This window comes from Saccharothrix sp. ST-888 (assembly GCF_000955975.1).
Classification (GTDB): Bacteria; Actinomycetota; Actinomycetes; order Streptomycetales; family Streptomycetaceae; genus Kitasatospora.
Genome location: NZ_JYJF01000851.1, coordinates 1 through 317, shown reverse-complemented (window position 1 = coordinate 317; position 317 = coordinate 1). Strand labels below are relative to the sequence as shown.

At 71.9% G+C, this 317-nt stretch carries 1 pseudogene; it reads left to right on the top strand.

The features are described 5' to 3' along the window. Positions 1–183, top strand: a pseudogene (locus UK12_RS34805) (hypothetical protein); the annotation flags it as partial. Positions 184–317: the final 134 nt, after the last annotated feature.

Genomic DNA, 317 nt, shown 5'->3' with positions numbered 1-317 from the left:
GTGGACATCTACCTGCCGGGCTGTCCGCCCCGCCCGGAGATGCTGATGGACGCGATCCTCAAGCTGCACGACAAGCTCCAGCACGAGAAGCTCGGGGTGCACCGGCTCCGCGCCGAGGAGCAGGCCGAGGAGATCGCCCTGCACGCCGTCCCGACGCGCGAGATGCGGCGGCTGCTGCGATGAGCGAGACCCCCGAGGAGCCCGTCCCCGCCACCAGCACGGAACTACCGGTCGAGGTCATCGGCAGGCGGCAGGGCATGTTCGGCGCCAAGGGCACCGGTGCCACGTCCGGCTCCGGCGGGCTGACCGCGCCGATC